This is a genomic window from Limimaricola cinnabarinus (assembly GCF_002723615.1).
GTDB lineage: Bacteria > Pseudomonadota > Alphaproteobacteria > Rhodobacterales > Rhodobacteraceae > Limimaricola > Limimaricola cinnabarinus_B.
The window spans coordinates 1-20,236 of record NZ_KZ304958.1 but is presented as its reverse complement, the minus strand read 5'-3'; the positions used below and the strand labels follow the sequence as shown (position 1 = coordinate 20,236).

General features: G+C 68.2%; 20 protein-coding genes and 1 pseudogene. 4 read left to right on the top strand and 17 right to left on the bottom strand.

All coding sequences use genetic code 11. The features are described from left to right. Window positions 1–101: 101 nt before the first annotated feature. The 3 genes from CJ301_RS09625 to CJ301_RS09615 form a co-directional block, all read right to left on the bottom strand. The gene (locus CJ301_RS09625; RefSeq protein ID WP_099276762.1) at window positions 102–776 is read right to left on the bottom strand and encodes a 5-formyltetrahydrofolate cyclo-ligase; all 675 of its coding nucleotides are present in this window, start codon (window positions 774–776) and stop codon (window positions 102–104) included. A 326-nt stretch (window positions 777–1,102) separates the two neighbouring features. Next, complete coding sequence (gene rnk, locus CJ301_RS09620; RefSeq protein ID WP_099276963.1) at window positions 1,103–1,543, bottom strand: nucleoside diphosphate kinase regulator; 441 nt, start codon at window positions 1,541–1,543, stop codon at window positions 1,103–1,105. Between the two features lie 78 nt (window positions 1,544–1,621). Further along, window positions 1,622–2,089 carry a hypothetical protein gene (locus tag CJ301_RS09615; protein ID WP_099276760.1) on the bottom strand — a complete coding sequence of 156 codons (468 nt, stop codon included), beginning with the start codon at window positions 2,087–2,089 and terminating at the stop codon, window positions 1,622–1,624. Window positions 2,090–2,342: 253 nt separating this feature from the next. On the opposite strand from CJ301_RS09615, the gene CJ301_RS09610 reads away from it, so the two are divergent. Further along, window positions 2,343–2,555 (top strand): DUF2945 domain-containing protein, encoded by a 213-nt coding sequence (locus CJ301_RS09610; protein ID WP_099276758.1) that lies wholly within the window; start codon window positions 2,343–2,345, stop codon window positions 2,553–2,555. After that, window positions 2,552–3,091 (top strand): DUF488 domain-containing protein, encoded by a 540-nt coding sequence (locus CJ301_RS09605; protein ID WP_099276756.1) that lies wholly within the window; start codon window positions 2,552–2,554, stop codon window positions 3,089–3,091. The genes CJ301_RS09610 and CJ301_RS09605 overlap by 4 nt, the downstream gene beginning before the upstream one ends. Window positions 3,092–3,484: 393 nt before the next feature. On the opposite strand, the gene CJ301_RS09600 is transcribed toward CJ301_RS09605, so the two are convergent. The 6 genes from CJ301_RS09600 to CJ301_RS09580 all read right to left on the bottom strand — a co-directional run bounded on the left by CJ301_RS09600 (window position 3,485) and on the right by CJ301_RS09580 (window position 9,111). Continuing rightward, entirely contained in the window at window positions 3,485–4,372 is an 888-nt protein-coding gene (locus CJ301_RS09600; RefSeq protein ID WP_099276754.1) for a replication initiation protein, read from the bottom strand. Window positions 4,373–4,660: 288 nt separating this feature from the next. After that, on the bottom strand, window positions 4,661–4,972 hold the full coding sequence (locus CJ301_RS18720; RefSeq protein WP_162620487.1) for a hypothetical protein: 312 nt from the start codon (window positions 4,970–4,972) through the stop codon (window positions 4,661–4,663). After that, window positions 4,956–5,756: a ParA family protein gene (locus CJ301_RS09595; protein ID WP_216823273.1), complete on the bottom strand. Its 801-nt coding sequence runs from the start codon at window positions 5,754–5,756 to the stop codon at window positions 4,956–4,958. Before CJ301_RS09595 ends, CJ301_RS18720 begins: the two co-directional genes overlap by 17 nt. A 433-nt stretch (window positions 5,757–6,189) precedes the next feature. After that, window positions 6,190–7,350, bottom strand: coding sequence for an NAD(P)/FAD-dependent oxidoreductase (locus CJ301_RS09590; RefSeq protein ID WP_099276750.1), 1,161 nt, complete (start codon window positions 7,348–7,350; stop codon window positions 6,190–6,192). Continuing rightward, complete coding sequence (locus tag CJ301_RS09585; protein WP_162620485.1) at window positions 7,340–8,029, bottom strand: methyltransferase domain-containing protein; 690 nt, start codon at window positions 8,027–8,029, stop codon at window positions 7,340–7,342. Before CJ301_RS09585 ends, CJ301_RS09590 begins: the two co-directional genes overlap by 11 nt. 11 nt (window positions 8,030–8,040) lie before the next feature. After that, window positions 8,041–9,111 carry a type III polyketide synthase gene (locus CJ301_RS09580; protein ID WP_216823272.1) on the bottom strand — a complete coding sequence of 357 codons (1,071 nt, stop codon included), beginning with the start codon at window positions 9,109–9,111 and terminating at the stop codon, window positions 8,041–8,043. Between the two features lie 347 nt (window positions 9,112–9,458). Here CJ301_RS09580 and CJ301_RS09575 point away from each other — a divergent pair, with 347 nt between their 5' ends. Beyond that, the gene (locus CJ301_RS09575) at window positions 9,459–12,251 is read left to right on the top strand and encodes an AMP-binding protein (RefSeq protein ID WP_099276744.1); all 2,793 of its coding nucleotides are present in this window, start codon (window positions 9,459–9,461) and stop codon (window positions 12,249–12,251) included. Here the strand turns inward: CJ301_RS09575 and CJ301_RS09570 are convergent. Continuing rightward, complete coding sequence (locus CJ301_RS09570) at window positions 12,224–12,997, bottom strand: SDR family NAD(P)-dependent oxidoreductase (protein ID WP_099276742.1); 774 nt, start codon at window positions 12,995–12,997, stop codon at window positions 12,224–12,226. The two genes, CJ301_RS09575 and CJ301_RS09570, sit on opposite strands and share 28 nt — an antisense overlap. A gap of 71 nt (window positions 12,998–13,068) precedes the next feature. Further along, entirely contained in the window at window positions 13,069–13,965 is an 897-nt protein-coding gene (locus CJ301_RS09565) for a LysR family transcriptional regulator (RefSeq protein ID WP_099276740.1), read from the bottom strand. Window positions 13,966–14,066: 101 nt separating this feature from the next. On the opposite strand from CJ301_RS09565, the gene CJ301_RS09560 reads away from it, so the two are divergent. Then, on the top strand, window positions 14,067–14,564 hold the full coding sequence (locus tag CJ301_RS09560) for a lactoylglutathione lyase family protein (RefSeq protein ID WP_099276738.1): 498 nt from the start codon (window positions 14,067–14,069) through the stop codon (window positions 14,562–14,564). A gap of 84 nt (window positions 14,565–14,648) precedes the next feature. Here the strand turns inward: CJ301_RS09560 and CJ301_RS09555 are convergent, their stop codons facing one another. The 6 genes and pseudogenes from CJ301_RS09555 to CJ301_RS09530 all read right to left on the bottom strand — a co-directional run. Then, window positions 14,649–16,031, bottom strand: a complete 1,383-nt coding sequence (locus tag CJ301_RS09555) for an aspartate aminotransferase family protein (RefSeq protein WP_099276736.1) — start codon at window positions 16,029–16,031, stop codon at window positions 14,649–14,651. Between the two features lie 90 nt (window positions 16,032–16,121). Continuing rightward, complete coding sequence (speB, locus tag CJ301_RS09550; protein WP_099276734.1) at window positions 16,122–17,087, bottom strand: agmatinase; 966 nt, start codon at window positions 17,085–17,087, stop codon at window positions 16,122–16,124. Next, window positions 17,074–17,883 carry an ABC transporter permease subunit gene (locus CJ301_RS09545; protein ID WP_099276732.1) on the bottom strand — a complete coding sequence of 270 codons (810 nt, stop codon included), beginning with the start codon at window positions 17,881–17,883 and terminating at the stop codon, window positions 17,074–17,076. Before CJ301_RS09545 ends, speB begins: the two co-directional genes overlap by 14 nt. Then, window positions 17,883–18,788, bottom strand: coding sequence for an ABC transporter permease subunit (locus CJ301_RS09540; protein WP_099276730.1), 906 nt, complete (start codon window positions 18,786–18,788; stop codon window positions 17,883–17,885). Before CJ301_RS09540 ends, CJ301_RS09545 begins: the two co-directional genes overlap by 1 nt. After that, window positions 18,785–19,930 (bottom strand): ABC transporter ATP-binding protein, encoded by a 1,146-nt coding sequence (locus tag CJ301_RS09535; protein ID WP_099276729.1) that lies wholly within the window; start codon window positions 19,928–19,930, stop codon window positions 18,785–18,787. Before CJ301_RS09535 ends, CJ301_RS09540 begins: the two co-directional genes overlap by 4 nt. Window positions 19,931–19,993: 63 nt before the next feature. Continuing rightward, window positions 19,994–20,236 (bottom strand): annotated as a pseudogene (locus CJ301_RS09530) (spermidine/putrescine ABC transporter substrate-binding protein PotF); the annotation flags it as partial.

Sequence of the window (20,236 nt, the reverse complement as noted above, 5' to 3'; positions counted from 1 at the left end):
AATATTTGAAAGTCTATCGGTGCCTTGCGACGTAGGGTAATGTCCGGCGTTGGTCGGTCGCCTTCGAGGAGCGTGGAGGCGGCCGAGACCGTGCGGCGGCGTCAGCCCGTGACATGCCGGGCGGGACGCTCTGCCACGGCGCCCGTGCCATCCGCAAGAAGCGCCTCATTCATCGGCACGTCCCACGGCATCGGATAGATGCTCGGCAGATCGCAGCCCGCGAAGCCCAGGCCGATGATCCGTGGCCGCGGCTGAAGCCGCACCAAGGTCCGGTCGTAATAGCCGCCGCCATTGCCGAGCCGGTAAAGATCCCGGTCGATGCCGAGGAGGGGCGCGATGACGATATCGGGCACGCGCGCCTCGCCATCCGCCGGCACGGGGATGTTCCAGATGCCGCGGACCATAGGGCAGCCGGGCGACCAGCCGTGAAATTCGAGCGGCATGGCCTTGGCGACCACGACCGGCAGCAGGATGCCCGCACCCGCCGCATGGGCCCTGGCCATCCATGGCCGCAGATCCGGCTCCCCGCGGATCGGCCAGTAGGCCGCGATGGTGATGCCGGGCTTCGGCGCGACGATCCTGTCGAGGCCCGCGATCAGCGCCGCCGTCGCCCTTTCGCGCTCCTGCACGGGCATGGTGCGGGCCGCGAGTAGCCGCGCCCGCTCGGCGCGCCTGAACCGCGCCACGTCGCGCGCCGTCTCGGCATCGACCGGATGCCCGTCGACGAGCAGATGGGCAAAGCAGGGCGAGGTCCCTCCGCCGGTATCGTCTTCCATGTCACATCACCCGTTGCAGCCCATGCGGCCGAAACAGCCTACCGCAGAGATGGGCAAGGGCGATAGCCGCGCGTTCGCGTCCCGCGCCTCGGGCTGCCGCGAGGCGCTATGCCCTTGAGGCGGGCGACGAGGCAACGCCCGCGCGCCGGGAAAAGGGGATCCTTCTCTCCGCGAGGGAAAGGGGAAAGGATCCATGCCGGGCAGGCGCTCGAAGCCGTCTTCGGATCCGCTTCGCCCCGGAGCGTCGATCATGGCCGATCTCATGGCCCCCCGCTGAACGGTCGGCGTCCCTGCCCCGGCAGAGCGCGAGGCCCGGGATGCATTGCCTATCCGGCCTCCAGCACTTCGGCGGCATCATCGGGAACGACGCGGAGCACGGTCAGCACCCGTCGCTTGCCGTCTCTGGTATCCCAATGGAGCGAGGCGCCTTCGGCCAGGCCGATCAATGCGACCCCGATCGGGGTCAGGATCGAAATCCGGCCGCATGCGATGTCGGCCTCCTCGGGGAAGACCGGCGTGACGGTCGTTTCCCGGCCGGTGGTTTCATCGCGGTAGGTGACCGCGCGGCCGATCGCCACCACGTTCGCCGGAAGCTTCGCCGCCGGGACGATACGGGCCCGGCCGATCTCGCCGAGCAATCGGTCGGCAAGATCCGGGTCGCGCTCGATCGCGCGCTCCGCGAGGGCTTCGAGCCGATTCAGGCAATCGGCGGCGATGACGATCCGGGGCCGCCTGCCGCCGCGTGACGTGGGGCGTTGTGCGTTCATCGGTTTCTCCTTTTCGACGAAGCATGGCGCGGGCGCCTCGCAGATGAGCAGGGCCCGCGCCGCCAAGGGCAGGAAGGATCAGGCCGCCGCGTGATCCGGCGGCGTGCGCACATCGAGCACGACGACGATGTCGATCTGCCCGTCCTCGCGCAGAAGCGGGGATTTTTGCAGCTTTCGCATCCCGATCAGGGTCGCCCCGAGCAGCGACGCCACGAGAATGTGCCCCGGGGCCGGGGCAGAGCTCATGGTGAGCAGGCCGGAGCGCGAGCCTTCGCCGCTGATCATGTAGGTGACATGGCACCCGGCCACGACGAGTTCGGGCGAGACGGGCTCGGTCGCGCCGCGGGAGATCCGCAGCTTGTGGCGCAAGAGCCCGTTCAGAAGCGGCGGATTCGGAGCGTGCCGGGCCGCGCGGTTGCGCAGCAGGCGCTCGATCCCGGCGCGGTCCTCGACCGTGAGGAAGAAGCCGGTCTCGGCAGCGGGCCGTTCGAACAGCGCTCGAAGGTCGCTGCCCGAGGGCAGCTGCATGAAATTGGTGATGGTCATGGTTGTCTCCCGGGGCGGCGAAGCCCGCATTCTCAATTCGATGATGTGAGAAAGCCCCGGGTGGTCAGAGACGCGCGTGAGCGCGGACCGCCCGGGGACCCGGGCGGTTCAGAAGCAGAAACCGGAAAAGGTTCTCGTGCATGACCATCACGAGAGCCTAGCCACTGCGCGCAGGCTGTCAATCCTGAAGATGGAGCCCGGCCTGGAACGGCGGGAAGGATACGGGTGTTGAACGAGGAAAGGAGGTGCGTCGATGGCGAAGTATTCGAAAGGCGATCGCGTCAGCTGGAACTCGGAAGCCGGGCGCGTCAGCGGCCGCATCGTGAAGGTCCATGAAGCGGATTTCGACTACAAGGGGCATCGGCGCCGGGCCTCGAAGCAGGAGCCGCAATACGAGATCGAGAGCGACAAGACCGACCATGTCGCGGCGCACAAGGAGGATGCGTTGACCAAGCTCGACAAATGAGCGGCGGCTTCGCCACCATCGGGCATTCCAACCGGCCGCCGCAGGTGGTCATCGACATGCTGCGGGAAGCGGGCATCCGGCTGCTGGTCGATGTGCGGTCCTTCCCGAAATCGCGCAGCAACCCCGACTTCAACGACGACAGGTTCCCCCAGAGGCTGGCCGAGCACCAGATCGGCTATCGGCACATGCTGGCGCTCGGCGGACGCCGCCGCAAGCAGCCCGAAATCGATGACGGGCTGAACGCCTTCTGGCGGGTCCGAAGCTTTCACAACTACGCCGATTATGCCCTTGGGTCCGAATTTCGGGGCGCCTTGCGGGAATTGGTGGAGCTTGGCCGTGAGCAACCCCTTGCGATGATGTGCTCCGAAGCCGTCTGGTGGCGCTGCCACCGCAGGATCATCACCGATTACCTGCTGCTTCACGGCCACGAGGTGCGCCACCTGATGGCGCCGGGCCGCATCGATCCGGCGCGCCCTTCGGAAGGCGCGCGCCTGCGAGAGGACGGGGCGGTCATCTATCCCGACCTGCCCCCCTGAGCGCCCTCGTTCATAGGTCAGCTCTGTTCAGGGTCTGGTCGTTTTCGGCCCATTGATGCCGGCCTGCGCCCCTGAACTGTCCGCAGCTCGAGGTAGGCCTGTTCTCCTGACGAGGAGACAGACGACGGGAAGAAGCCGGTTCGGCGAAAAGCGGATCATCCGCATGCTGAACGAGCTGCGACGCCTCCCTGACCGGCTAGCCCCGCCCGGTGATCTGCGCGGCCGCATCCCGCCTGAACCTGCGGCTCATCATGCCTCCTTGCCTGAGCCAGCGAAGAAAGCGTTCACATGACAGCACGGTATTCGCCATCGAGGCTCATCGGGAAAATGAGGGATTCGGGGAAAGGCGCGCCGATCCCGAAGCCGAGTGGGAACAGCCTCTTCGGAGCCGGATCATCCCTCGTCCAAAAGTGAGGAATCCGGGGCGGATTTGCGCATCAGCCGCGCCTTGCGCAGCGAATTCGCGATGGAGGGCAAAGGGGTGATGTGCTGTACCTGCCCGGCAATGCGCGCCCGGCGCCCGACCTTGGGCCTTTGGGCCTCCGCCCAGGCCGCCTGCAACTCCTCTTCGGACTTGCGCCACCATCCGACGCGGATATGCGTCACCCGCCGCCCGGTCTTCAGCGGCGCAACCGTGATGTTGAAGGGCGCGAGCGCGTTGATTTCATCGACCGCCGGTTTGAGCACATGCTTGTTCAGCGCGCCGAAAGCCGGGTACTTGCCGTCCTCGACACCGAGCATCTGCCGGAAATCGTCGAGCGAGATCTCCTGGAACACCTTGCGGCTCAGATTGGACCACTGCGAAGCGTTCTCGTAGAGGGACACCGCGTATTTGGAGCTGAACGCCATCAGCACCGGCAGGGCGATCTTGCCCCAGATGGAGCTGTCGCGCAGCATCTCCACCAACCGCTTGTCGAAGGAATAGGTCAGTGCCCCGGCCGGTCGGTCCGGATCATCCATGTCGTTGCCACCGAGAAACTGCACCCGACGCGTTCGCCCCCCCGAAAGCTTCACAGTTAGGATCGTCTGCATCAGCGACACGATCGCCTCTTCGACCATCTCGGAGCCCTTGTGCCCGTCCGGGCGCAATTCGGCGAGTTCGATGGTGTAATCCTTGCCCTCACGGATGCCCTGCTGGTGGGCATTGTGCCAAAGAATGGTGATCGCGCGGCGCGCGTTCAGCGTAAGCGTCTGATGTCCCGTGATTTGTATGAGTTCAGAGGGCTTGATGGCCTCATCATGGGACGGCGTCAGGGACAGGACTCGGAGCTCTTCGGTCATGGCGCCACCCTAGGAGGAGTCGAATGTATTGTGAAAGGAAATAATCACCGGGCTTCACACTTTACAATATATCCACAGACTGTGGATAAGTGTGCCCACCCTTCCCCGAAAACCTCACATTAAGGCCCCGGAAACCTCACTCTTCGCCCCGAAAACCTCACTCTTCGCCCCGAAAACCTCACCGCAAACCCCGAAAGCTTCACTTTTCAGCTCACAAGTGCCGGAGATTCAGGGGAAAAATCGCCCCTGAATCTTAGAATCTAGAATCCCGAAAGGGATTGAAGCGGTCTAGCGCCTCCCCTGCCCTTCGAATGCACGCATCAGGATGTCGAGCATGTCGGCATAGGTCCGGCGATCCGATTTGCAGAGATGCTTGAAGCGCTCGATGGTATCGAGTGGCGCCTTGATCGAGATCTGGCCGTCCCGCACCTCCTGTCGGCTCGGCCAACGAGCAGGTGAGCCCCCCTGCCCCTGCGGTGCCTCGGAAAATGAGGAATCCGGGGCCGATCGTTCGGGCTTGGGTTCTTCGCGAAGAGCGGGACGCTCGCGGGGTTCGGGTTCGAACTGCCGCAGGCGGCTGAAATCAAGCGACTTGGGCATTCATGGCCTCCTCGAGCATGTCGATCACTTCGGATGCAAAGCGCTGCGCGTTCTCGACCGCCTTGTCGATGCCGTTCACATCGGCGGGGTTGAGATCGCGAAGACCGGCGCCGGCATTGTGCAAGGATGAAAACGCCGTACGGCGGTGCAGCTGGGTGGCAAAGACCGGGGCCGCGGCCTTCAGCTCGGTCTGGATATGACGTTCGAGCTTGCTCTTCACCGCGGCGGAAGTGCGCGCGAAAAGGATCGCGGCCGGAATGTCGCGCCGCCGCGCCCTGCCCTCCATCGCCACCTCGGCCAGCGTATCCACAGCGGCATCGGCATCCTGCTGCTCTTCGCCCGCGGGGATGATGACGAGATCGGATTCGGAAATGGCAAAGGAGGTCAGCCGGCTCGCCGTGCCTTCGAGATCGATCAGCACGAATGGCGCGCGCCCGCGCGCGACGGCGATCTCGTCCTGGATATGGCGCTCCCCCGCGCTTGCGATCACTTCGATGCCCTGCGGCAAAGGCGCGAGCTGCGACCATCGGACCAGGCGCTGCGCCGGGTCGGCGTCGATGATGACGACTTGTGTGCCCTGCGCCGCAAGCTCGGTGCCCAACACGATGCAGGAGGTGGTCTTGCCCGCCCCGCCCTTGGAGCTGGCGAATGATATCGTAGGCATGAGACAGGTTCCCTGTTCTTGACTGCTCTGGACCCACCTACTCATGGACAGGAATGGTCTGGCAAGGACAGGCCTGCCTAGGCATGGATTGCCATGGGTAACCTGTGGTTTGAATGCCATAAGTAGGGTAGCCATAGGTACTCTATCCTACCCTCGGATACCCCAAGGTACCCGAGGGTAGAGATGGAATGCCGTCCATGGAGAGCCGCTCGAACGGCAATGACATCCTTCCAGGCATCTCTATCAAGATCATGGGAAACATGAATAATCCCGTCGCAGCATCAGGGGAGCCACGTTCGAGACCACGGCCATCTTTGGCCAGAGCCAGCCGGGGCAGGGTAGGGTTGGGTATGCATGGCCAGGCATTCATTGCCTACCCGACCATGGGGTTCCCATTGGTAGGTTAGGGTATGATAGGGTACCTTGGGGTACCTTTCGGCGATGAGGCCGATACTCGGCAAGAACAGGGGAAAAGATCTGCAGAGCCGGAGGGCAGGGCAGCAGCGCCAGCGCCGCGGGGAGCGGATCGCGCTGCCAAGGACAGGCGCGCGGATCAGCAGACCGGCTTCACCTTGCCGCTGAGCCGCGCGCCGAGCGTCAGGGTTCCGGGCATGGCCGCGATCAGCCCGCCCAGCCCGGCAAAGCGCGCGGGCCGCATCGCGAGATGGGCAAAGGCATTGGCGGCGCGGATGCGGGTCGAGAACTGCCTGCGCCACGCTGCCTGATAGCGCGCGCCCGCCCGGTCGCGCGCCTCCGCCATGGACGGATCGCAGCCGTCGAGCGCGCGCGACAGCAGCCAGCCCGACTGGATCGCCATGGAGATGCCCTCGGCGATGACCGGATGCGCTTCGCCCGCGAGATTGCCGACGCGGAACACGCCATCGGCGTAGCAGGGCCGCAGGGCAGGGCGGATCGGCCCCGCCGCGAGCCATGGCCCCTCGCGCCGCGCGCCGTCGAGCGCCTCGCGCACGCCCCGGCAGGACCGCGCAAGATGCGCCTCGAGCGCGTCGCCCGCGGTTTCGCCGCGTTGCCGCAGGCCCTTCAACACGTCGCGCCGGATGCAGCAGGAGATCGAGACGCGTCCGCCATCGACCCGCACCATGCCACCATAGCCGCCCGGAAAGGACAGGAGCGGCATCAGCTCCGGATCGAGACCGCTTTCGAGGAAATGCGCCTTGAAGCCAAGGAGATCACGCGGCGCATGGCTCTTGGGGGCCTGGGTGGGGAGGGGGCCTCGGTCCCACGATCCATGCGCCGCGACCAGGATCGGGGCGGCGAGCGTCGTGCTCCCCTGCGTCGTCTCGATCGTGACCTCGTGACCCGCCGCGTGGCGCTCGAAGCCGGTCGCGCGGCAGGGCTGGAGAACCTCGACGCCACAATGCCGGGCCTGATCGAGCAGCAATCCATCGAGCACGTCGCGCCCCAGCCCGCGCCCGGCCCCGCCGGAGGCGGGCATCGGCGCCGTCACCACGCGCGCGCCCATGAACAGGGCCAGCCGCCGGATTTCGGGACCTGCGGCGGCATCCCAGTCCTCGCCGACGCCGAGAGCGTCGAGCACGGGACGGCTGGCCGAGGAGATGAACTCGCCGCAGACCTTGCGGCGCGGAAAGGCCGCGCGCTCGATAAGCGCCACCCGCCGCCCCGCGCGCGCCAGCCCGATCGCGGTCGAGGCACCGCCCGGACCGCCGCCGATGATGATGGCGTCATGGGTCATGCCGCAGCCCCTGCGCCGCGAAGCCATGGGTGAAGGGCCCGCGCCGCCCCTCGAAGCCGACCTCGCCGGGCCAGAGCCGCGTCAGCTCCGCGCCGTGAAACCCCGCGCGCACGCTCGCGGGCGCATCATGGCGCGTCACCGCATTCGCGCCGATCGCGCCCACCGCCCGCGCGGCGAGGTAGGAGAGGGGCGTGCGCAGCGGCTCGGTCGCCACGACATGGCGGGCGCGATGCGCGAGAGCGCACAGAAGCCCGCGCAGTTCGGCCCCCTCGAAATGATGGAGAAACAGGTTGGCGACGATGAGGTCGACCCGACCGGGCTGCGCCGCCAGCCACCGCCCTGCATCACTGGCCGCGACCTCCACCCGCCAGCCCAGCCCGCCGAGCGCCTGCCGCGTCGTCTCCGTCACCACCGGTTGCATGTCGAGCAGCACGAGGCGTGGCGCGCCCTCCACCGGGCCGAGCGCGCGGGCAAGGCGCAGCGCCCCGATGCCATCGCCGCAGCCCAGATCGACGAGGTGGCGGGGCGGCCATGTCGCATGGGCGCGGATCAGCGATGCGGCGATGCGGGCGTTGAACATCAGCGCGTTGATGCGCCGCAGATCGGCGCGCGAGGCGCGGGCGCGCGGATCGCCGGGGGGCAGCACGTCGAGCATCTCGGGCACAAGCTGTCGCCGCATCGCCATGAAGCTTACGCCGCCACGCCGAAGCTCATCGTCTCGGCGGTGAGGCCGGGGCCGAAGGCCATGCCGATGCCCTGCTGGCCCGGCCTGCCATCGGCCAGCATCTTTTCGAGCACGAACATCACCGTGGCCGAGGACATGTTGCCATTGTCGCGCAGCACCTCGCGCGAGGGGGCCAGCGCCTCGGGGGCGAGATCGAGCGTCTTCTGGATCGCGTCGAGCACCGATCGGCCGCCGGGATGCACCGCCCAGAGGTCGATCTCGTCGACGTCGCGATTGCCCAGTATCTCGCCGCGATGCGCGCCCAGCACCGACTGGATCGTCGCCGGCACCCGGCCTGACAGCACCATGTCGAAGCCGTCGTCGCGCACGTTCCATGTCATCAACTCGTCCGCATCCCCCGCCAGAAGCGCCCTGAACCCGTCGAGCCGCAGGCCGGTGGGCTCGGCGGTGACGAGTGCGGCCGATGCGCCGTCGCCCCAGATCGAGAAGGTCAGCAGCTGTTCGAGGTCGGTCGTCTCCTTCAGGTGCAGCGTGCACAGCTCGCAATTGACGACCAGCACCTTTGCGTCCGGTTCTGAGCGCACGATGTGGCGGGCGGCCTTGAGCGCGCTGATCGCGGCGTAGCAGCCCATGAAGCCGATCAGCGTCCGCTCGACCGAAGGATCGAGCCCGAGCCGTCGCAGGATCTGCAGATCGAGCCCCGGCGCGGACATGCCGGTGCAGCTGGCCACCACGAGATGGGTGATCGCGGAGGGATCGTCCAGCTCCAGCCCCCCGATCGCCCGCATGGCGAGATCGGCGGCGTGGGCCTCGTAGAAATCCATCCGCTCGCCCGTCCCGGGAAAGGCGCCGCGCCGGAACATGCCCGCCCGGTCCACCACCGGCCCCGCCGCGTCCTCGGCGGTCTCGATGCAGGAATGACGCCGCTCGATCCCCGACTTTTCGCTCATCTTGAGAAACAGCTTCTGCTCGCGCGGCTGGTCACGCAGGCTGGCGGCCGCGAACTGCCGGAAGAAGCCGTGGATCTCGTTGCCCGGAACGGCCGTGGAGATGCGGTTTACATGGGCTTGGGACAAGGCGGTCTCCGGCAATGGCCGTCCCGATACGAGCGGCATCCTCGTTTTCAACACCGCGCCGCGCCTGTCTGTTCCGGTGGCTCGGGGGGACATGCCCTGCCAGCGGCTGGCCGAAAGGCCCGTCGCGGCCCGATATTTCATCACCAAACGGGCAGGGAATGGGCGAAGGGTCGCCGCCGCGCGGAGATCCCGCGCCACCGGCGCAGGCATTGGTTGTAGTCGCCCGCGATCTTGGCCACATATCCGCCTGTCGCCCTCCTGCGCGGTCGCGCAGGCCCGGGGCGCGATGCGATCCCCCACAAGGCCGGCCCCGCGCCCGGCCCCCCGCGCCCCGAGGAACCGATCACATGTCCCTGACCCAGACCGTTGCCGCCGATCTGGTGCGCGCCATCGAGACGCATGCCGCGCGCCCCGCCATGGCGCAGGATGGCGCGCGCCTCACCTATGGCGAACTCGGAGGCTTCGTCCGCCTCGTCGCACCGTTTCTGCAAGGCACGGGCGCGGTCGCCCTGTTCGGATCGCCGGGCCTCGCCATGGCGGCGAGCGCCGTGGCCTGCGTGCTCGAGGGGCGGCCCTTCGTGCATCTCGACCCGGCCATGCCGCGCGCGGTGCTGCGCAACATCCTGTCGGAGCTGGAGGTGGGGCTGGTGATCCTGGCGCAGGACGCAAGCCCCGGGCAGCTTCCCGAAGACTGCCCGACGCTGGACGCGCGCGCCCTGCTCGGGCGGACCGCTGCGGCCCCCGCGACGGAGCTGCGCCCCGCGCCGGTCGCGCCGAAGGACCCGATCTACCTCGTGGCCACCTCGGGCACGACCGGAAAGCCCAAATGCATCCCCGTCACGCAGGACGCGGCGCGCCTCTCCTATGACTGGCGCGACGCCTTCACCCCCTATGCCCCCGGCCAGCGGGTCGGCATCTACATCTTCGCGATCTGGGAGATGTTCCGCCCGCTGCGCCACGGGGCGGAGCTGTGGTTCCCCGATCCCAACGTGCTGATGGCGCCGCGCGGGCTGGCCGATTTCCTGATCCGCAACGACATCGACGAGATGCTGTTCACGCCGTCCTTCTACGACACCTTCCTCGGCGCGATCGACCGCGACACCGCCGCCGCGCTGCCGCTGCGCCGGGTGGTGCTCAATGGCGAGGTGGTGGGCGATGCGCTGATCGCCCGCTCGCTCGACCGGGTGCCCGGGGCCGCGCTCTGGAATCTCTACAGCATCTGCGAGACCCACGACATCTGCATCTCCCGGCTCACCGCGCCGGCAGGCGACGGGCCGGTTTCGGTCGGCGTGCCGATGGAGCATCTGCGCGCGGTGATCCTCGACGAGAACGACCGGCCCTGCCCGCCGGGCATGCCGGGGCAGCTGCATTTCGAGGGGCCGCGCATGCTCGGGCCGGGCTATGTGAACCGCCCCGAGGAAACGGCGCTGCGGTTTCGCGAGCTGAGCTTCGACGGGCGGGCCGCGCGGCTTTACGATACCGGCGACCAGGCCTGGCTCGACGAAGCGGGCGCGCTGCACATCATCGGCCGCGTGGCGCATATGCTCAAGCTGCGCGGCTTCTCGATCCAGACCCGCGAGTTGACCGAGAGCCTGCAGGAGCGGCTGGACTTCGCCCAGGGCGTGCCCTGGGTGGGCGAGGTCGGGGCGCGCGGGCAGGCGCTGGTCTTCTACTTCTCGGCCGATGCGGCGCAGGCGCGCGCCAATGCGGCGCGCTGGGGGATCAAGGCGGGCAGCAACCCGATGCCCGCGGCCCTTGCCGCCGCGCTGCGCGCGGTGCTGCCCGCCTATTGCGTGCCCTCCTTCCTCGTGCAGCTCGACGCGATCCCGCTGCACCCGGTCTCGGGCAAGGCCGACCTGCGCGCGCTGCCGCCGGTGACCGACCCCGCCGGTGACGAAGGCGCCGCCGAACGCCCGCCCCAAAGCCCGGTGATCGCCGCCGCCGCCCGCGCGATGAACTGCCCGGCCGAGCGGATCGACCCGGAGCTGAGCTTTCACGAGCAGGGCGGGGATTCCCTGATGGGCGTGGCGCTGATCCTCGAACTGGAGAAGATCCATGACGGCCCGGTCGATTTCGACCTCGCGATGAGCGTGCCGCTGGCCCGGCTCGAACGGCTTCTGGCGGGGGAGGGGCGCATGGCGGCGTCCGGCGAAGGCTTCGACAGGCCCGGCCTGCTTCTCACCGGGGCGACCGGCTTTCTCGGCGGGCACGTGCTGGCGCGCGCCGCGCGCGACCTGCCGCCCGGCCATGTCGTCTACTGCCTCGTGCGCGACAAGCGCCGCGATGCGCGCGAGCGGCTCGATGCCGCGGCGCGGGCGCATGGCGTCGCCGCCGACCGCTATGTCATGGTGCCCGGCGCGCTCGACGCGCCGCGCTTCGGGTTGGGCGGGGCGGCGCATGAGGCGCTGGCCGGATCGGTGACGTCGGTGGTGCATTGCGCGGCCATGGTCAACATGGCGGTGGGCCGGACGGAGATGCTGGAATGGTCGGCGCGCGGCATCGAGACGGTGCTCGCGTTTTGCCGCGCCGCCGGGGCCGATCTGCGCTTCACCTCGTCGAGCGCGGTCTTCCCCGACCGGGGCGGCCCCTGGCCCGAGGCCCCGGCCCGCACTTGGGAGGGCTGCACCGGCTATGGCGCGGCCAAGATCGCGGCCGAGGCGGCGATCACCGCATCGAACGTGCCCGCCGCGATCCTGCGGCTGCCCTCGCTCTACGATCTGGACGCGCCGAACCCGCGCGACATCTGCGAGACGATCCTCGCCGCCGCGTATCGCGCCAATGCCTTCCCGCAAGGGCTGTGCTTTCCGATGACGGATGTGACCGCCGCCGCGGCCCTGCTGCTCGGCCCGGTCACCGCGCCGGACGCGCCGGTCTACAACCTGATCGCGCCAGCGCGCATCGCTCCCACGGGGACGATGCCGCCCCGCGACTGGCTGGAGGCGGTGGAGCTGCCAAGCGGCATCGCCGCCGTGATCGCGCAGCACCCCGACACGCTGCGCGCCGACGCGACCTTCGAGGCGGGCGCGGCGCGCGCGGCCTGGGCGCGGATCTCGGACGCTCCGTTCGAGACGATCAGCGACCCCGCCGCCCTGCTCGCGCGCCGCCGCGCGGCCTACCAGAGCGAGCCGGCGTTGACCTGAATGTCCTCCATGGTGATCGCCCGCCCGGCCTCGCTCACCAGAAAGGCGGCCAGCTCGGCGATCTCCTCGGGCTGGACCAGCTGATTTTGCGGGTTCGAGGCGGCGTAATCGGCGCGGACCTCCTCGCGCGGTTTGCCGCTGGCCGCGATGTCGGCGTCGATGAAGGATTTCAGCATCTCGGTCTCGACCCATGTCGGGCTGATCGAGACGCAGGTGATGCCATTCGCGGCCCCTTCGAGGCTGACGCAGCGGCCCAGCCCCAGAAGCCCGGCCTTCGAGGCGCAATAGGCCGCGTTGTCGGCCAGCCCCTGATGCGCCGCGACCGAGGCCATGTTGACGATCCGCCCGAAACCGGCGGATTTCATGTGCGGCATCACCGCGCGGATCATGCGGAAGGTGCCCGACAGGTTGGTGTCGATCTGCCCGTCCCAGACATCGTCGGGATGGCCGATGACCGGCGCTTCGGAATAGACCCCGGCGGCGTTGACGAGAATGTCGACGCCGCCGCGCCGCGCGACCACCTCGGCGACGAAGCCCTCGACGCTTTCGCTGGAGCGCACGTCCAGCGCCGCGACATGCGCGCCGATCCCATCGGGCCCGAGAATCTCGCGCACGGCCCCCGCATCGCCGCCCCGGCGCGCGCCGATGCTCACATCCACCCCGTCGCGGATCAGCCGCCGCGCGATGGCCAGCCCCATCCCCGAAAGCCCGCCCGTCACGATCGCCGTTCTGCTGCCCTTGGTCATGCCGTTCCTCACCTCTGTCTGCGTTGCGGCCCCTGCTACGCGGGATTCGGCGCGGCTGCACCGCGAAACATTCAATCGGCGTCGAGGCGGGCGGCGACGGCGCGGATGTCCTGCGCGACGCTTGCGAAACGCGCCGGCATCTCGCGCCCGCGCCGCCCGGCCAGCCACAGCTCGTGATGGCACCGCCGGGGCAGGGGGGCGACGCGCAGCTTCTCCCGGGCCGGAAAGGCATCGACCCCGCTGCGCGGCAGCAGCGTATAGCCGATGCCCTCGGCCACCGGCGCGCAGATCTGGCCGATCTGGTTGACGAAGGCGCGCAGGCGCAGCCGGTCGGCCCCGGCGAACTCCTCGGGGAAATTCGCGGCCAGAAGCTCGTCGGCATGGCCGAAACCGTCGGGATGGCCGATGAAGCCGCGCGCGTCGAGATCTTCCAGCCGCAGCGGCGCGTCGGGTGCCTCCGCCGGCAGGACGAGGCACAGCTCCTCGCGCCCGATGCGCTGCGCGTCGAGCCGGGGATGGGTGGGCGCATGGCCGAGCACGCCCAAGTCGAAGCGCCCTTCGAGCAGGCCGGCGGGAATGTCCTCCTGCGGCGTCGCGATCAGCCGCAGGACGAGCCGCGGCGCGCCCCGCATCCGCGCCAGAAGCACGGGATGCAGCAGCAGCGCGAAGCTGCCCGAGCAGGCGACGACCACCTCGCCCGCCTCCGGGTCATCGGCGCGCAGCCCCTCGCGCAGGGCGCGCTCCTCGGCCCGGCGCGCCAGCCCCATGGCCGCGACCGCCTCTCCGGCGGAGGTCAGCTCGAAGCCCTTGCCGTGACGCGAGATCAGCGGTTGGCCGAGCTGCGCCTCGAGCTTGCGCAGGTGCTGCGACACGCCGGGCTGCGTCATGCCGAGCCGGTCGGCGGCGCGGGTGAAGTGGCCGGTCTCGCTCAGCACCGTGAAGGTTTCCAGCCATTGGGCGTTCAGCATCGTGCATCACAAAGCGTTATGATTTCGCATCGAAATGATAATTTCACATGAGGGCGTGTCCGGTCCAGAACCGGCCTCACATTGCAACACAGGAGTGTCCCATGCGCCCGACCCCCCGCAGCTTTTCGCATATCGGCCTGTCGGTGCCCGATATCGACGCGGCCGTGAGCTTCTACACCGAGGTTCTCGGCTTCTACACCATCATGCAGCCCACCGGGATCGTCGAGGATGACAGCGATATCGGCCAGATGTGCACCGATGTCTTCGGCCCCGGCTGGGGCAGCCTGCGCATCGCGCATCTGGCGACGGCCGACCGGATCGGCTTCGAGCTGTTCGAGTTCGAGGGCAACGAAGCGCCCGAGGACAATCTCGGCTTCCGCCGCCACGGCACCTTCCACTTCGCGATCCAGGACCCCGGTCTCGAAGGCCTGCTGGCCCGCATCGTCGCCGCCGGTGGCAAGCAGCGCATGCCGGTGCGCGAGTATTTCCCCGACGACAAGCCCTACCGCATGGTCTATGTCGAGGACCCCTTCGGCATCGTGTTCGAGCTCTACAGCCACAGCTACGAGCTGACCTATTCGGCGGGCGCCTATAGCTGAGAGGCCAGCTTTCATGACAACGCGAGGATGGGCGATCCCGGTGGCGCGCCACCGCATCACCCATCCCCGCTCATGATCGCGCGGTCAGGCCAGCCCTTCCTGCGCGACCCAATCGGCGGTCCGCTCGAGGATGCGGCCCATCTTGCCCACGATCTCGTCGATGTCGTCTTCGGTGACGATCATCGGCGGGCAGAGCGCCAGCGTGTCGCCGACATTGCGGATGATCAGCCCCTCCTCATGGCCGATCTCGAAGGCCATGAGCCCGGCCTTGCCGACGGGGTCGAAGGGCCGCTTCGTCGCCTTGTCGGCGACCAGCTCCAGCCCCGCGATCAGCCCCGCGCCGCGCACCTCGCCCACCAGCGGGTGATCGCCGAGCCGGCGCAGCCCCTCCTGCATCCGCGCGCCCATCCGGGCCGCGTTGCCGATCAGGTCGCGCTCCTCGATGATCCTGAGGTTCTCCAGCCCCACGGCGGTCGCCACCGGGTGGCCCGAGGCGGTGAAGCCATGGCCGAAGGTGCCGATCCGCGCGGTGTTGTCGGCGATGGCGTCATAGACCTTTTCCGAAAAGACGATCGCGGCGAGCGGCATGTAGGAGGAGGTGAGCTGCTTGGAGGTCACCATGATGTCGGGGCTGAAGCCGTAATGCACGCAGCCGAAGGAGGAGCCGAGCCGACCGAAGCCGCAGATCACCTCGTCGGAGACGAGCAGGATGTCGTGCTTGCGGCACAGCGCCTCGATCCCCTTCCAGTAGCCTTCGGGCGGCGGCATGACACCGCCCGCCGCCATCAGCGGCTCGCCGATGAAGGCGGCGATGGTCTCGGGGCCTTCGCGCTCGATCACCTCCTCGGCCTCGGCCAGAAGCCGCGCGGTGAACTCCGCCTCGCTCTCGCCCTCATGGCCGAAGCGGTAGTGATGCGGACAGGTCAGGTGCGACACCGGGATCACGGGCAGGTCGAAATCCATGTGGTTGTAGGGCAGACCGGTGAGCGAGCCGGAGGCGACGGTGATGCCGTGATAGCCCTTGGTTCGCGCCAAAAACTTTTTCTTTTCAGGGCGTCCCAGCGCATTGTTCATGTACCACACCAACTTCACGACGGTGTCGTTGGCCTCCGAGCCCGAGGAGGTGAAGAACACCCGGTCAAGTCCTTGAGGCGTCATCTCAATCAGCTTTTCCGCAAGGCGGATCGAAGGCTCATGCGCCTTGTGCGCGAAGCTGTGGTAGTAGGGCAGCGCCTGCATCTGCCTGTGCGCCGCCTCGACCAGCCGCGGCTCGGAAAAACCGACGCCGACAGACCAGAGCCCGGCGAGCCCCTCGATGTAGCGCTTGCCGGTGGTGTCGAAGACATGCACGCCCTCGCCCCGCTCGATCACCAGCGGACCCTTCTCCTCGTGGCGGCGGGCGTTGGTATAGGGGTGCAGCGCCGTGGAGATATCGGCCTGCGCGAGCGAGTTCGAAAGCTTGGTCATCGCGGACTCCGTTTGAAGGGTAAGGTAAAGGGCGGGGGTCGGGGCCGAGCCTCGCGCAGGCGCGCGCCCCTGTCGAGAGGGCGCGCGGGGCTAGAGCCGGCCCACGGCGCGGGGCTCGGCCCCCTTGGCCTGCGCCAGAAGGCACAGCCAGTCATGCGCCACGGTGGCCGCGGCGATGGCGGTGATCTCGGCATGGTCATAGGGCGGCGAGACCTCCACCAGATCCATGCCGACGAGGTTCAGCCCCTTCAGCCCCCGCACGAATTCCAGCGCCTGCCACGAGGCCAGCCCGCCCGCCACCGGCGTGCCCGTGCCCGGCGCGAAGGCCGGATCGAGCCCGTCGATGTCGAAGCTGAGATAGACCGGCGCGTCGCCCGCCCGCGCGCGCACCACCTCAAGCGCGGCGTCGATGCCGTTGCGGTGCAGCCAGGGTGCCGTGAGGATCTCGAAGCCGTGGTCGTGGTCGTTGAAGGTCCGCAGGCCGACTTGGGTCGAGCGGGCCACGTCGATCACGCCTTCGGCGGCGGCGCGGGCGAACATGGTGCCGTGATCCATGCGCGTGCCGTCATCCTCCCATGTGTCGCAATGCGCGTCGAATTGCAGCAGCGCGACGGGACCGTGAACCTTCGCATGGGCCTTCAGGAGCGGGTAGGAGATCGAATGATCGCCGCCCAGCGTGAGCATCCGCGCGCCCGAGGCGAGGATCGCCTCGGCATGGGCCTCGATCGCCGGGGCGACGGTTTCGGGGTGGTGCGGGTCGATCATGCAATCGCCCCAATCGGTGACGGCCAATGTTTCGAACGGGTCGAAGCCGAAGGGAAAGGCCTTGAGCTCGGCGAGCTGGGTCGAGGCGGCGCGGATCGCCGCCGGGCCGAAGCGGCAGCCGGGGCGGTTGGTGACGCTCGCATCGAAGGGCACGCCAGAGACGACGACATCGACGCCCGCGAGGTCGCGGCTGTAGCGGCGGCGCAAAAAGCTCAGCGCGCCGCCATAGGTCATCTCGGGCCAGCGGCCCATCGTGTCGTCGCGCCGGAAGGCCTGATCACCTTGCCGCATGTCTGTTGCTCCTCGTGATGTGCAGCGCCGCGACGGTCACGGCGAGTGAAACGATGACGATGATCAGCGTGGCCAGCGCGTTGACGTCCGGGCTGACGCCGAGCCGGACCTTGGAAAAGATCACCATCGGCAATGTCGAGGCGCCGGGGCCGGAGACGAAGCTCGCGATCACCAGATCGTCGAGGCTGAGCGTGAAGGCCAGAAGCCAGCCCGAGACCAGCGCCGGGGCGATCACCGGCAGCGTCACGTCGAAGAAGACCCGCAGGGGCCGCGCGCCCAGATCGAGCGCGGCCTCCTCGAGATCCATCTCCATCGACACCAGCCGCGACTGGATCACCACCGCGACGAAGGCCGCGCCGAAGGTGGCATGGGCGATGGTGATGGTCAAAAGCCCGCGCCCGCCGGGCCAGCCGATCAGCCCCTCCATCGAGACGAACAGCAAAAGGAGCGACAGCCCGACGATCACCTCGGGCATCACCAGGGGGGCCGAGACCATGACGCCAAGCGCCATGCGCCCGCGAAACCGTCCGAAGCGCACCAGCGCGAAGGCCGCGAGCGTGCCGATCACCAGCGCCAGGGAGGCGCTCGCCACGGCGATCTTGAGGCTGAGCCAGGCCGCCTCCAGGATCTGCGTGTCGCGGAACAGCTCGGCATACCATTTCAGCGAAAAGCCGCTCCAGACGGTGACGAGGCGGCTTTCGTTGAAGCTGAACACGATCAGCGACAGGATCGGCGCGTAGAGAAAAACGAAGCCCAGCACCGCGATCACGGTCATGACGGGGAATTTCTGTCGCATCAGCTTTCCTCGCGCGCCTGTGCGCGCCGCAAGAGCAGGATCGGCCCGATCAGCACCAGAAGCATCACCACCGCCACCGCCGAGGCGACGGGCCAGTCGCGGTTGGAGAAGAACTCGTCCCACAGCACCCGGCCGATCATCAGCGTGTCGGGCCCGCCCAAGAGCGCCGGGATCACGAATTCGCCCACCGCCGGGATGAAGACCAGCATGCAGCCCGCGACGATGCCCCCCGCCGATTGCGGCAAGGTGACGGTGAGGAATGTGGTGAGCGGCCGCGCGCCCAGATCGGCCGCCGCCTCCAGATGGCTGCGATCGAGCCGCGACAGGTTGGCGTAGAGCGGCAGGATCATGAAGGGCAGGTAGGTATAGGTGATGCCGATATAGACCGCGATATCGGTCTGGATGAGCTGCAGCGGCGCATCAGTCAGCCCCAGCGCCATCAGCGCGTTGTTGATGATGCCGTTCGATTTCAGAAAACCGATCCACGCATAGACGCGCAAGAGGAACGAGGTCCAGAAGGGCAGCACCACCAGCATCAGCAGAAGGTTGCGCCGGTCGGGGCGGGCCATGGCGATGACATAGGCCATCGGGTAGCCGATCAGCAGGGTGAAGAGCGTCGAGATCGCGGCGATCTTGAGCGATTCCAGATAGGCCGCGACATAGAGCCCGTCGGAGAGCAGAAACAGGTAGTTGCCGAAGTTCAGCACGATGCTGAGCGCGCCATCGGCCCATTCGGCCAAGGGCAGGTAGGGCGGCATGGCGATCGCCAGCTCCGACAGCGAGATCTTGGCCACGACGAGGAAGGGCAGGGCGAAGAACAGCCCCAGCCACAGCAGCGGCACCGCGACGACCAGCGCCCGGCCCGACCATGCGCGGCGCAGCCCCGCAAGGCCCCGCGCGCTCATGCGCCCAGCACGAAGCCCGCGGCCCCGGTCCATTGCAGCTGCACATTCTCTCCGATGCGCGGCACATCGGCGTCGGTGCGGGTTGTGTTCGACTGGGTGACGCGCAGCCGCGCGCCGCCATCGGTGCGAAGCTGGAAGATCGTGAGATTGCCCATATAGGCGACCTCCTCGACCCGCCCCGTCACCATGTTCTCGAAGCCGGGCCGCGCCGTGCGCCCCATGGCGATCTTCTCGGGGCGCAGCGCCAGCGCCACCTTTTCGCCCGCGCCCGCCTCGAAGCCGCTCTCGACCGTGACCTCCGCGCCCAGATCCGGGCAGGCGATCCGCAGATGCCCGCCCTCGCGGCCCGTCACCCGGCCTTCGATGCAGTTCACCGAGCCGATGAAATTGGCGACGAAGCGGCTATGCGGCTGCTCGTAGATCTCGTGCGGGGTGCCGACCTGCACGATCTCGCCCGCGTTCATCACCCCGATCCGGCTCGACAGGGTCATCGCCTCTTCCTGGTCATGGGTGACCACGACGAAGGTGATGCCGACTTCGGCCTGGATCTTCTTCAGCTCGAACTGCGTCTCCTCGCGCAGCTTGCGGTCGAGCGCGCCCAGAGGCTCGTCGAGCAGCAGGAGCTTGGGCCGCTTGACCAGCGCGCGGGCGAGGGCGACGCGCTGGCGCTGGCCGCCCGAAAGCTGGTCGGGCTTGCGCCGGGCGAATGGCGTCATCTGCACCAGAGCGAGGATATCGGCCACGCGGGCGGCGATCTCGGCCCGCGGCAGGCCGTCGCGCTTGAGCCCGTAGGCGATGTTCTTCTCGACGCTCATATGCGGAAACAGCGCGTAGGACTGGAACATCATGTTGGTGGGCCGGTCATGCGGCGCGCGCCCGGCCTGATCCTCGCCGTCGATCAGCACGCGGCCCGCGCTCGGCGTCTCGAAGCCCGCGAGCATGCGCAAAAGCGTGGACTTGCCGCAGCCCGAGCCGCCGAGCAGGCAGAACAGCTCGCCGCGATAGATGTCGAGCGTGACGCCCCGCACCGCCTCGAAGCCGCCGAAGCTCTTGCTCACCCCATCGAGGCGCAGGAAGGGCTGCGCCTCGGGGTCGGCCCATGGCGGGACGGCGGGGGTGGTGGCGGTCGAAAGCTCGGTCATCGGCGGATCTCCACGTCGGATCGGCGCGGCCCCGGCGATGCGGGGGCCGCGCCGTGCAGGCGCTCAGCGCCCGGTCTTGATCTCGGTCCAGGCGCGGGTCAGCGACCGGTCGAACCGCGCGCCATGCGGCTTGAGGGAAAAGAGATTGGCGCGGGTCTCTTCGGGCGGGTAGATGCCCGGATCGTCGCGCACCTCCGCATCGACATGCTCGGTCGCCGCGGTGTTGGGATTGGCGAAATAGACGTAGTTGGTGATCGCCGCCGAAACCTCGGGTTCGAGGATGTAGTCGATGAAGCGCAGCGCGGC